Genomic DNA, 11928 nt, shown 5'->3' on the forward strand with positions numbered 1-11928 from the left:
CCGCCCTACACGGTGCCGTTTCGTCACCCAGACAACTGAATTGAGCAATGAGCCAAATCGACACCTTTATCCAATCCGCCCGCCGCACCCTGCAGATCGAAGCCGAGTCCGTGGCTGCGCTGCAACAGCAACTGGACCAGAATTTCAGTCGCGCCTGCGAGCTGGCACTCAACTGTCGTGGCCGGGTGATCGTCACCGGCATGGGCAAGTCCGGCCATATCGGCAAGAAGATCGCCGCCACCCTGGCCAGCACCGGCACCCCGTCATTTTATGTTCACCCCGGTGAAGCCAGCCATGGCGATATGGGGATGATCACCAGCGACGATGTTGTGGTCGCCCTCTCAAACTCGGGCTCCACGGCCGAAGTAGTGACCCTGCTACCGCTGTTGAAGCGTCTGGGCAGTCCGCTGATCAGCATCACCGGTAAGCCCGACTCGACCCTGTCCCAGGCGGCCGATGCCAACCTGGATGTCAGCGTCAAGACCGAAGCCTGTCCGCTGGGACTGGCCCCCACCTCCAGCACCACGGCCGCACTGGCGATCGGCGATGCCCTGGCAATCGCGCTGCTCGAAGCCCGCGGCTTCAGTGCTGAAGACTTCGCCTTCTCCCACCCCGGCGGAGCCCTGGGACGCAAGCTACTGCTGAAAGTGAAAGACCTGATGCACAGCGGCGATCGCCTACCGGTGGTTGACCAGCAGACCAGCCTGAGCGACACCCTGCTGGAGATCAGCCGTCAGGGTCTGGGGATGAGTGCGGTAATCGATGAACAAAAGCGGCTCGTTGGTGTCTTTACCGACGGAGACCTGCGACGCACCCTGGATCTGCAGCTGGACCTGAAGCAGACCCCGATCAGCCAGGTCATGACGCGCCAGGCCCAGACCACCACGCCGGAGAGTCTGGCTGCCGAAGCGCTGCATTTGATGGAAGAGAAGAAGATCAACGGCCTGATTGTGATCGATGACAACCAACACCCGGTCGGTGCGCTGAACATGCACGACCTGCTACGAGCCGGAGTTTTATAGATGGACGAGGTATTTAAGCGCGCCCGCGATATCAAGCTACTGGCCCTGGACGTCGATGGCGTCCTCACCGACGGCCGACTCTACTACAGCGAGAACGGCGAGCAGCTGAAAGTCTTCAACAGCCTCGATGGCCACGGCATCAAGATGCTGCAGGCCTACGGCGTTCAGGTCGCCGTCATCACCGGCCGCAACAGCCCGGCCATGGCACGTCGGATTCGTGATCTAGGTATTCAACACCTCTACGCCGGCCGCGAGGATAAACTTACCGCGCTGCAGGAGCTGTGGCGCGCGACCGGATTCAAGCCCTCCAATAGCGCCTACATGGGGGACGACCTGCCCGACCTTCCCGCCATCCGAGCCTGCCGGCTCGGTTGCGCCGTTCCCAATGCCAACCCGGTGGTCAAACGTTACGCCGACTGGGTTTCCAATCTTGCCGGCGGTGAGGGGGCGGTCCGGGAGCTGTGCGACCTGCTGATGAGCGCTCAGCAGACGCTGGATCAGGCACTGACCCCCTACCTTGAGCTACCCGACCTGCAGGAGTTCGAGTGAACCGTAGAAAGCTCAAGCTCTTTCTCTCTCTGAGCGTCAGCGTGCTGGTGCTGGGAATCTGGGGATTCCTGGAACCGGAGCGCAGCCGAGTTGAACCGCGGCCGGATTACATAGGCCAAGTGGACGCCTATGTGACCAACGCCCGGGTTAAGCAGTTCGACCAAAGCGGCCGCCTGACTCACCGTGTCAACGCCGAACGTCTCCGGCACCTGCCCGACACTGGCGTTACCCTGCTCGACCAGCCGCTGATGACCGTTTATCGTCAGAACCGCGATCCGATTACCGCCAAGGCCAGATTCGGCGAACTGGAAGCGGACCATGATGTGTTCTGGCTGCGCGAAGACGCGTTGGTGTTCAATATGATCGACCGACGCTACCGGCTCGAAGCCCCCGAACTGAAGATCACTCCGGATAAGGAGTTGGTCGAAACCGACAGTCCGGTCATAATCCGCCAACCAACCGGCGTGACCCATGGCGTCGGCATGACCGCCGACCTGGCCAACGATAAGATAACACTGCACAGTACGGTGCGAGGTACCTATGAGACAAACTAGTCGCTGCTCCCGTTTGATCGGCTCCCTGTGCCTGAGCGCATTGATGCTGGCCAGTACGGCCGTCCAGGCACTGCCGGAGGACAAGGAGCAGCCGATCAACATCGCCGCCGACAGCGCCGAGCTGGATGACGGCAAGCGCACCGCGATCTACACCGGTGCGGTCAAGCTGGTGCAGGGCACCCTCGAACTGGAAGCCGATAAACTGACGCTCTACGCCGATGATAAGGGCGACATCAACCGTATCGTCGCCACCGGCAAACCGGCCCATTTCCAGCAACAGCACCAAGCCGGCGCCCCACTGACCCACGGCTACGGCCTGACCATAGAGTTCGAGGTCCTCAAGGATCTGCTGACTCTGACCGAGCAGGCCAAACTGGTCCGCGCCAGCGATACCTTCACCGGCCAGCAGATCAAGGTGAACACCAACAGCAATGTGATCCGCGCCTTCAGCGACGAGAGCAAGCCCAGCAGCCGGGTTGAGATGGTGATCCAGCCACGTAGCGACAAGAAGGACAACAGCAAAGAGGACAACGCTCAATGAGCCGACTCGAAGCACGCCATCTGGCCAAAAGCTACAAGCGTCGCCAGGTGGTCAAAGACGTTTCGATGTCGATCGAGCAGGGTCAGATCGTCGGCCTGCTGGGACCCAATGGGGCCGGCAAAACCACCTGTTTCTACATGATCGTGGGGCTGGTGCCGTCGGATAACGGCGAAGTCCTGATCGATGGCGAGGAGATCACCCGTCTGCCGATGCACGGCCGAGCCCGCAAGGGTCTGGGATATCTCCCCCAGGAAGCATCGATCTTCCGCAAGCTCAGCGTCCATGACAACCTGATGGCGATCTTGGAAACCCGCAAAGACCTGGACAAGACGACGCGTCGCCAGGCACTGGAGCAGCTGCTGAGCGAATTCAATATCCAGCATATTCGCGACAGCCTGGGCATGAGCCTGTCCGGTGGTGAACGGCGCCGGGTCGAGATCGCCCGGGCCCTGGCCACCGATCCGGCCTTCATTCTGCTGGACGAACCCTTTGCCGGGGTTGACCCCATCTCGGTCAACGATATCAAGCAGATCGTCACTCATCTGAAAGACCGTGGTATCGGCGTGTTGATCACCGATCACAATGTGCGCGAGACGCTGGATATCTGCGAGCACGCCTATATCGTCAACGACGGTTATCTGCTCGCCGAAGGTACGCCGGAAGAGATTCTGGCCAACGAGCAGGTCAAAGCGGTCTATCTGGGCGATCAGTTCCAACTGTGATCCCCATCAAGACGGATCATAAGTTTCGGTTGTCACCCGCCAATCGCTTTTTTATCATGCCAGAAACATGCCCAGCTAGACGGGCTGTTACCAACCCTGGTCGCCCGATTGTATTTCTAGGCGCGGATTAAGGCCTTTAACCGTTTAATGAAACCCTCGCTTCAGTTAAAAATCAGCCAACAGCTGACAATGACGCCGCAACTTCAGCAGGCGATTCGGCTGTTGCAGCTCTCTACTCTGGATCTGCAGCAAGAGATTCAGGAGACCCTCGAGTCCAATCCCATGCTCGAGAACGTGGAGGAGTCGACCCCTGCCGCCGATGCTGGCAATGAGGCTGCTCCCGAACCGAAGAGCAGCGAGACGGTCAGCAACGCTGACGAAGCCCAGACCCCGGATCAGACCGAACTCAATCACGACGAGTGGTACGAACATATCCCGGTGGAGCTGGCCACCGACAGCAACTGGGATGACACCTATCAATCGGCAACCCTGAGCAGCGGTGCCGGTAGCAACGATTTTGAAGGGATGGAGTTCGAGTCCGCCGACCGCTCCAATGAAACCCTCAACGACCACCTGCTGTGGCAACTCAACCTGACCCCGATGACCGACCTGGACCGCCTGATCGCTGAAGCGCTGATCGACGGTGTCGCGCCGGACGGCTACCTCAAGGTCAGTGTTGAAGATGTACTTGCCAGCCTGGAGCTGGAGTCATTGGAACTCGACGAGGAGCAGCAGCCGGAGATCGAGGAGGTCGAGGCTGTACTGCGCCGGATCCAGCAGTTCGACCCCCCCGGCGTCGCAGCCCGCGACCTGCGCGAGTGCCTGCTGGTGCAACTCGACCAGCTGCCCGAAGCCGAGGACCTGCTGGGACGCACCCGCCAGAAGCAGGCGCGCCAACTGGTCAACCAACACCTGGCGCTACTCGGCAACCGCGACTTCAAACAGTTGATGCGCCGGATGAAACTCAAGGAGGGCGACCTGCTTGAGGTGGTGCAGTTGATCCAATCGCTGACGCCCCGCCCCGGCAGCCTGATCGATTTCGGCGATCCGGAATACGTGATCCCCGATGTCAGCGTGAAGAAAGAACACGGTAGCTGGGTCGTCAGCCTCAACAACGACGCCATGCCCAAGGTGCGGATCAACGACAACTATGCTGGCCTGGTCAAACGGGCCGACAACAGTGCCGACAACGCTTATCTGCGTAACCACCTGCAGGAGGCACGCTGGTTTATCAAGAGCCTGCAGAGCCGGAACGAAACCCTGCTCAAGGTGGCCTGCAAGATCGTTGAGCACCAACAGGACTTTCTCGACCATGGTGACGAGGCAATGAAGCCTCTGGTGCTGGCCGATATTGCCGAAGCGGTCGAAATGCACGAATCCACCATCTCGCGGGTCACGACCCAAAAATATATGCACACCCCCCGCGGGATTTTTGAACTGAAATACTTTTTCTCCAGCCACGTCAGTACCGTCAGCGGCGGCGAATGTTCCTCCACGGCGATCCGAGCGATCATCAAAAAGCTGGTGGCGGCCGAAAATCCGGCCAAGCCCCTCAGCGATAGCAAGATCGCCGCTCTGCTCGAAGAGCAAGGCATCAAGGTCGCCCGCCGAACCATCGCTAAATATCGCGAAGCGCTGCAGATACCGCCGTCAAATGAGAGAAAACGTCTGGTATGATGCCGTTAAACAGGGTCTAATCCCTTAGTAGATGCATCTTTTTCCCAAGTCGCATTAAGGAGACAGATAATGCAACTGAACATCACTGGTCATCATGTCGATCTAACCGACGCAATCCGCGACTACGTTAACGAAAAATTCGAAAAGCTCGAGCGTCACTTCGACCACATCACCAACGTTCAGGTAACCCTGACGGTTCAAAACCAACGCCAGGAAGCCGAAGCCACCGTCAAAGTATCCGGCGGAGAACTGTTCGCTAAAGACGAACATGCCGATATGTACGCCGCCATCGACGGCCTGATCGACAAGCTCGATCGCCAGGTCATCAAGCACAAAGAAAAACTGCAAAGCCACAAGTAAGCTTTTCCACCCACCACTTGGACCGGCCTTATGTTGATCCATGAGACCCTGGTACGGGAACGCTGCTTCCACGGCGTTCCCGGTAACAGCAAAAAGCGCGTTCTGGAGCGGGTCAGCGAGATGATCGCTGAACAGACCCCCGACCTGGACGCCGAGGATATCTTCAGCGGACTGATAGGCCGTGAGCGCCTGGGCAGCACCGGTATCGGTGAAGGCATCGCCATCCCCCACTGCCGACTGGAAAACTGTCGCGACAGCGTCGGCGCTCTGGTTCGACTGCAGGAAGCGGTGGATTTCGATGCGATCGACGGCCAAGCGGTCGATATGCTGTTCGTGCTGCTGGTACCCGAAGAAGCCACCGAGGCCCACCTTCAGATATTGGCAGCCCTGGCTGAAATGTTCAGCCAGGCCGATGTCCGTGAACGCCTGCGCCTAACCGAGTCTGCCGACCAGCTCTACCAGGCGGCGATCGATTACGATATGGAGCAGATTTGATGCAGCCTGGCGTGGTTGGAACTCGCCACCATCCCAACGGGAGCAACCTGTGCGACTGGTGATTCTCAGCGGTCGCTCCGGATCGGGCAAATCCACCGCGCTCCAGGCCCTCGAAGACCTGGGCTTCTACTGCATCGACAATCTCCCGGTTGGACTGTTGCCGTCGCTGACCGAGCAACTGCAACAGCAGCCGATTGAAGATAAAAGTGGCGTCGCCATCAGTATCGATGCCCGCAATACCATCCGGGGACTGGAACAGTTCCCCAGTATGTATCAACAACAGATCAAAGACCGGATCGACTGTGACATCCTCTACCTGGATGCCACTCCGACCACTCTACTCAAACGCTTCAGCTCCACCCGCCGACGTCACCCGCTGTCCGATGGCGAGAAAGGGCTTAAGCAGGCGATTGAGCTGGAAAAACAGCTACTCGAACCGATCGCTGATCTGGCCGACCTGACCATCGATACGACCCGTCTGAGCCTCTACGAGCTGCGCGATCAGATCAAGATACGGGTCGTCGGAAGAGCCAGTCAGGAGCTGTCGCTGCTGTTCCAGTCATTCGGTTTCAAACACGGTGTACCGATGGATGCCGACCTGGTGTTCGATGCCCGCTGCCTGCCCAATCCCTACTGGGACCCGCAGCTGCGCCAGTACACCGGCCGCGATCAGGCGGTCTGCGACTACCTCGACAACCAACCGATGGTCGCCGAAATGCAGGCCGATATCGCCCGCTTTATCGAGCGATGGCTGCCAGAGTTTCAACACAACAACCGGAGCTACCTGACGGTCTGTATCGGCTGCACCGGCGGACAGCACCGCTCGGTATTTCTAGCCGAGCGTCTGGCTGGCCATTTCCAACGAACCATGCATAATGTACTGGTTCAGCATCGGGAACTTCCAACAACGGGGTAAATGGATGATCGAAAAGCAGTTAACCATCATCAATAAGTTGGGACTGCACGCCCGAGCAACTGCAAAACTGATCGGTGTTACCAGCAACTATTCCAGTCGTATTCAATTGATTCGTGACGGCCGCGCGGTCGACGGTAAGAGCATCATGTCGGTAATGATGCTAGCCGCTTCCCAAGGCACGGTCTTGACCGTCACCACCGAGGGTGAGGACGAGAACGAGGCCATGAACGCTATCGAAGCGCTGATCAACGACTATTTCGGTGAAGGCGAATAAGCCCTTCCCGTCTGTCCTATAATTCCGCCAAACCCCGAGCCCACTCCAGCAAAACTGCGGTGATCATCTAGCTGATCGTCGTGGCGATCCATGAACAAGAGGCCAGCATGAGCAACAGCTTCGACGACATCGAACAGTTTGACGAAGACTTTAAGAGTAAGACCCAACTCAAGCGAGAGATGGAAGCGCTGCAGAAACTCGGCGCCAAACTGCTCGACCAGAAGCCGGATTTCCTGGCCAAGCTGCCGTTGAGCGACAAATTGCTAGCCGCGCTGGAGGAATCCAAACGGATCAAACAGCGCGAAGCCAAGCGTCGGCATCTACAGTTTATCGGCAAGCTGATGCGCGATGTCGATGCCGAACAGATCCAGCAAGCCCTAGACCGTCAAGAGGCGGGAACCCAGGCCTATATCCAGCACTTCCATAAGCTCGAACGCTGGCGTGACCAGTTGATCGACGATGAGGCCCAGATCACCCCCTTTATGGCGGAGTACCCCGAAGCCGACCGTCAGCACCTGCGCCAACTGATCCGTAATGCTCGCAGAGAAGCCACCCAAAACAAACCGCCGGCCAGCTCACGCAAACTGTTTAAATACATTCGCGATCTGGACGAGAACGGCTGAGCCTGCGAGCCTTAACTTGAGTGTTTCGGATGCCATCAGCAACCACCAGCAAGGACGGTTGCTGTTCAGTGGTTCCGATCTCGGGATGCCGATCCAGGTCCGCCAATGGCAGCAGTTGCGCTGGCTACATTTCGATCAGCATTCGATCGAAGCCTGTATCGATCTTGATAGCCCTGCCAGCCTAACCATTCCTTATACAGAGGCGATGGTGCTGGCAGCAGCACTCAAACCCGACGCCCAGCAAATGCTCAACTTAGGTTGCGGAGTTGGCTCATTTGAGCGTTATTTCAATCACCAGCTCCCACAGCTATCCATCACCTCCGTTGAAGCCAGCGCCTTGATCATTGATCTGGCCAAGCGTTGGTTTTTATTGCCTGAGAACCTCCGGCTGTATAACTGTGCTGCCGAGGAATTCCTTAAGCAGGAGCGGCAGCGCTATGACTTGATCTTTTGCGATATCCATATTGCGGATGGCCACCCCAACTGCCTGGATACGCTGCAGTTCTATCGTCATCTGAAACAGGCGCTACAGCCCTCTGGGCTGTTGGTCATCAACGTACTGCCCCGAGATAACGATCAACTGTTGCGCTGGCTTCTGTTGATTCGCGACCCTTTTACTCACTTGATGCTACTGCCCATCGACAATAAGCAAAACTGCCTGATCTTCTGTTTTGACCAGTCCCCGCCCGATGATCTTGAAATCATTGAGCGCGCAAGTCAGTGGGATAGCCGCTACGGCAGCAACCTGCTTCACCACTGTGATTCACTCGTGCGCTTGCCGGTACCGCCTTAGTTGAACCGTTTTCCGAACCGTTTAGCCACAGCGATGAGGGGCCGTATGGATCAGTTGGTCCTCAACGCTACCACGCCAATCGCTCAATTGACCGCCCACACCACGCTTTAGGATCACCCTATGTGCATTCATGCACAGTGAGTTTGCACAGATATGCTTTATCTTCAGATTTGAATTGGTAAAACTGGCCCCAACTTCCACGGCACCCGCAAGCTATCGCCAAGGCTCAAGCAATACCTTGGGGTTAACTGTGCTCCAGTAGCTACCCTTGGAAGTGTCAAGGTTTGTAAAGATGGGAACCTTTTAAATCTCAATCGCTCACAAACCGAGACTCGGCACCCTTTGGGTGGCAGAACTATACTTCAAATCCGAATATCAGCCCCTTAACCAACCAGGGAAGACAACATGAAAAAAATCCTGATTGCAGCCGCACTGACAGCCAGCACCGGTTTAGTCCAAGCCGCCGACTATAAACTTGACCCGACCCACAGCTTTATCAACTTCAAGACTGGCCACCTTGGTGTGAGCTGGCTCCAGGGTCGCTTTAACGATATCAGCGGTAATTTCAGCTGGGATGCCGACAAGCCAAACGATGCGATGATCGATATCACCATCAACACCGCCAGTGTCGACAGTAATCACGCCGAGCGTGACAAGCACCTGCGCAGTGATGACTTCCTTGATGTAGAAAAATACCCGACCGCCAGCTTCAAGAGTACCGGCTTTGACGGTAAGACCCTGAGCGGTGATCTGACCCTGCATGGTGTTACCAAGCCTATCAGCTTCGAAGTCAGCAAGGTCGGCGAAGGCAAAGATCCCTGGGGCGGTTACCGTGCCGGTTTTGTTGGCACCTATGACCTCAAACGTTCCGAGTTCGGTATCGACAAAAACCTGGGCCCAGCCGCTGAAGTGATTAAGCTGGAACTGAATGTCGAAGGTATCCGCAAGTAAGCACTAGCGGTAAGTCTGTTTAATAACAAGGATCGACCATGGGCTGGAAAAACAGCACAAACCAATTCGGCTGGATAACGCGACTGCTTCACTGGCTGGTCGCCGCCCACATCCTCGGTCTGATAGGGCTGGGTTGGTACATGGTCGATCTGAGTTATTACGACCCCAACTACCACGACGCGCTGGAATACCATAAAGCGTTCGGGGTAGTGGCTCTATTTCTGGGCGGCCTGAAGGTGCTCTGGTACCTGCTCAATCAGCAACCGCTACCTCCCGCCCCTCTCCCCGCCTGGCAGCATTGGGCGGCCAACACCGTTCATTACCTATTGTTGCTGCTGATGGTGGCCATCCCCGTTTCCGGCTACCTGATCTCCACCTCTGCCGGCGATGGAATCAATCTGTTCGATCTATTCGAGCTTCCGGCCTTGCTAACCATCAGCGATGACACCCGCGATCTGGCGACACTGATTCACGAGTGGCTGGCCTACGGCAGCCTCGGCTTGGTCGGCCTGCATGCTGCGGCCGCGTTTAAGCACCAGTTTATCGACCGTGACGGCACCCTGAAACGGATGCTTTGGTAACTGACACTCGAGGCTTAGACACTCCCTCTGCCCCTGCTCAAGGGGGTATACCCCTCTCCATACCGCCTGCGCTTCATTCGGTGTAGCCAGCTTGCACCAATTCGACCACTGTCTGCAGTACAGCCCCTCTATATCGGCATCAAGCTATTGTTTTGTCAGTAAAATTTACAACCAAGTCCACCACTTACAACACCTAATACATAAGCAACTGATAATAAACAACTATTCCTCCAAGGCCTAAATATTGCACAGCAGCAAACCGTCTAATTGTTTGATAAATAGAAGGATCTATACAAATGAGCAAGAGAGCGCCTCGATCGACACAATTGGCCCAAGTCGGCTTGATGATGACGCTGGCTGCCGGCAGTGCCCAAGCGGTCGTGTTTCAGCAGTATAACGACCTGGATCCTGCCGGTTTTCTCGGTGATGGTTCAGAACTCGCAACAGCCTTAGTTACACCGGATAGCGGGATTAGCATCGTCGGTGGCTCCTCCCAATATCAGGGTAACTTCGACAACGCCGGCGGCTTTGATGGCGAATTTGATGGCGAATTTGTCGTAGAACCGCTACCCGTCACACCCAGCTACGGTTCCGCCTCCTTCTTTCAGGATCTCAATTTCGGCACCATTGATGGAGTCGAATTCAGCCTACCCGACGGTATTTTGCTGACCAGTGGCAACGCTGCCCCGGCAGAAATGAACACCGAGTCCGGCTTTACCGGCCTGGCCAGTGGGATGGGAGATTCAGGCCTGGATCAGCTGCTGGCCAGCCAGGGCATCAACGAGTTCAGCGCTGATGCCACCGTGCTGTCATTCGACTTTACCGTCGATAGCGGCGTTAATGCGGTCAGCCTGGACTTTATCTTCGGTTCGGAAGAGTTCCCGGAATTTGTCGACTCCTTTCCGGAGATCGCCGCCGTCTTTGTGGACGGGGTGAATTACGCGGGCTTTGCCGATGGCGGGCTCTTGACCGTCACCAGCGATGCCGTCGGAGGCGGCAACTTTTTCGACAATAACATTCATGATGACGGTACCCTGACTCCAAGTGACTCTCCGCTGGCGATCGAATATGACGGCGTTAGCCGACCGTTAAACCTGCTGGGGCTGCTGGACAGTACACGCGACACCCACACCATCAAGATTGCGGTGTCAGACACCAGTGACACCGCACTGGATACTGGCATCTTTGTCGGCAACCTGCAGGGTTTGATGCTGGATGAAGGCGGAATAACCGCAGACGATCCGATTCTGCCAGATCCGGATGGTCCGACCCCAGGCTTTGACTTTGTCGTTGACGTCGGCGATACCGGCTTTGGTATCGACCCGACACTGCCGATCTTCTTCGATCCTTTTGTTGCCACCGGTTACACCTACGAGGCTAACGGTTCCAACTTTGCCACCGTGATCATCCCGAACAGCTACGGTGACGGCCAATACAATCTCTACTACTGGGATGGAACCAGTTTTGTCTTTGCCGACGTGATCGGCGTCAACGATCAATTCGACTTCCTGTCGATCGATCCTAACGGCGTCTCGATGTTTATGATCGATGGAATCGAAATCGGTGCAGCCCTTGACCCCGACGATCCCAATGCCTTCGTCACCGGTCTGACCTTCACCAACGGCGGTACCATCCAGGTAACCCAGACCGCCATCCAAACCTGCGACGGCAGTGCTGACTGTGCCTCAGCTCAGATTCCCGAGCCCGGTACCCTGGTGCTGCTACTGGGAGGGCTGCTGGGCATGAGCCGGATCACGCGACGTCGCTAGCGATAGCAGCCTTCGCACCCTGAACACCTTGGGGACAGCCCGTCTCCAAGGTGTACTTATGATCGGCTTTAGCTACCATGGACGGACGATTTCCAATGATG

The 11928-nt window shown here is 56.8% G+C and carries 15 protein-coding genes; all 15 read left to right on the top strand.

Annotated elements, in window-relative coordinates; genetic code table 11:
- Window positions 1-47 precede the first annotated feature (47 nt).
- Window positions 48-1022, top strand: coding sequence for a KpsF/GutQ family sugar-phosphate isomerase (locus DV711_RS12935; protein WP_114696120.1), 975 nt, complete (start codon window positions 48-50; stop codon window positions 1020-1022).
- Window positions 1023-1571, top strand: a complete 549-nt coding sequence (locus tag DV711_RS12940; RefSeq protein WP_114696121.1) for a KdsC family phosphatase — start codon at window positions 1023-1025, stop codon at window positions 1569-1571.
- Window positions 1568-2125, top strand: coding sequence for an LPS export ABC transporter periplasmic protein LptC (gene lptC, locus DV711_RS12945; RefSeq protein WP_114696122.1), 558 nt, complete (start codon window positions 1568-1570; stop codon window positions 2123-2125). The genes DV711_RS12940 and lptC overlap by 4 nt, the downstream gene beginning before the upstream one ends.
- The gene (gene lptA / locus DV711_RS12950; RefSeq protein WP_114696123.1) at window positions 2112-2666 is read left to right on the top strand and encodes a lipopolysaccharide transport periplasmic protein LptA; all 555 of its coding nucleotides are present in this window, start codon (window positions 2112-2114) and stop codon (window positions 2664-2666) included. The genes lptC and lptA overlap by 14 nt, the downstream gene beginning before the upstream one ends.
- Entirely contained in the window at window positions 2663-3388 is a 726-nt protein-coding gene (gene lptB / locus DV711_RS12955; protein WP_114696124.1) for an LPS export ABC transporter ATP-binding protein, read from the top strand. Before lptA ends, lptB begins: the two co-directional genes overlap by 4 nt.
- 147 nt (window positions 3389-3535) lie before the next feature.
- Window positions 3536-5065, top strand: coding sequence for an RNA polymerase factor sigma-54 (locus DV711_RS12960; protein WP_114696125.1), 1530 nt, complete (start codon window positions 3536-3538; stop codon window positions 5063-5065).
- Between the two features lie 69 nt (window positions 5066-5134).
- Window positions 5135-5425, top strand: a complete 291-nt coding sequence (gene hpf, locus DV711_RS12965) for a ribosome hibernation-promoting factor, HPF/YfiA family (protein WP_114696126.1) — start codon at window positions 5135-5137, stop codon at window positions 5423-5425.
- 30 nt (window positions 5426-5455) lie between these two features.
- Window positions 5456-5920 (top strand): PTS IIA-like nitrogen regulatory protein PtsN, encoded by a 465-nt coding sequence (gene ptsN, locus DV711_RS12970; RefSeq protein WP_114696127.1) that lies wholly within the window; start codon window positions 5456-5458, stop codon window positions 5918-5920.
- 49 nt (window positions 5921-5969) lie between these two features.
- Entirely contained in the window at window positions 5970-6836 is an 867-nt protein-coding gene (rapZ, locus tag DV711_RS12975; RefSeq protein WP_114696128.1) for an RNase adapter RapZ, read from the top strand.
- Window positions 6837-6840: 4 nt separating this feature from the next.
- Window positions 6841-7110 (top strand): HPr family phosphocarrier protein, encoded by a 270-nt coding sequence (locus tag DV711_RS12980; protein ID WP_114696129.1) that lies wholly within the window; start codon window positions 6841-6843, stop codon window positions 7108-7110.
- A gap of 107 nt (window positions 7111-7217) precedes the next feature.
- A complete protein-coding gene (gene yjgA / locus DV711_RS12985; RefSeq protein ID WP_114696320.1) occupies window positions 7218-7733 on the top strand; it encodes a ribosome biogenesis factor YjgA in 516 nt (171 codons plus the stop codon).
- 16 nt (window positions 7734-7749) lie between these two features.
- Window positions 7750-8526, top strand: coding sequence for a methyltransferase domain-containing protein (locus tag DV711_RS12990; RefSeq protein ID WP_165840112.1), 777 nt, complete (start codon window positions 7750-7752; stop codon window positions 8524-8526).
- Between the two features lie 405 nt (window positions 8527-8931).
- On the top strand, window positions 8932-9477 hold the full coding sequence (locus tag DV711_RS12995) for a YceI family protein (RefSeq protein ID WP_114696131.1): 546 nt from the start codon (window positions 8932-8934) through the stop codon (window positions 9475-9477).
- A 38-nt stretch (window positions 9478-9515) separates the two neighbouring features.
- On the top strand, window positions 9516-10058 hold the full coding sequence (locus DV711_RS13000) for a cytochrome b (protein WP_114696132.1): 543 nt from the start codon (window positions 9516-9518) through the stop codon (window positions 10056-10058).
- Between the two features lie 296 nt (window positions 10059-10354).
- Entirely contained in the window at window positions 10355-11827 is a 1473-nt protein-coding gene (locus DV711_RS13005) for a choice-of-anchor L family PEP-CTERM protein (RefSeq protein ID WP_114696133.1), read from the top strand.
- The last annotated feature ends 101 nt before the right edge of the window (window positions 11828-11928 follow it).

Origin of the sequence: Motiliproteus coralliicola (assembly GCF_003345655.1) — a bacterium.
Lineage (GTDB): Bacteria > Pseudomonadota > Gammaproteobacteria > Pseudomonadales > Balneatricaceae > Motiliproteus > Motiliproteus coralliicola.